1 protein-coding gene is annotated in these 272 nt (G+C 72.1%); it reads left to right on the top strand.

The window, feature by feature from the left end; translation table 11 throughout:
• Positions 1 to 272 (top strand): ACT domain-containing protein (locus AC1RO3_RS09175; RefSeq protein ID WP_481764112.1); only part of this gene is annotated, 272 nt, incomplete at both ends.

The raw sequence follows: 272 nt of genomic DNA, 5'->3' as shown, positions 1-272 counted from the left end.
GGAACGGTGACCCCCGCCGTGCCGACCCGCGATCAGGCCTGCCTGATCGTCCACGGACCGGACCAGCCGGGCATCGTCGCGGCGGTCGCGGCCTTCATCGCGCGCAATGCGGGCAACATCCTGTCGCTCGACCAGTACACCGACGACGCGAACGGCGGCGCCTTCTTCCAGCGCGTCGTCTTCCAGCGCTCCGACCTCGCCGCCGCCCTCCCGGACCTCGAAGCGGAGCTCGACGCGACCCTCGGCGCGCTCGGACTCGACTGGACGCTCAC

Source organism: Dellaglioa sp. CoH-57-MRSF-19, assembly GCF_056781975.1.
Note: the sequence above shows the minus strand (reverse complement) of the source record. Positions and strands in the feature narration are given on the sequence as shown.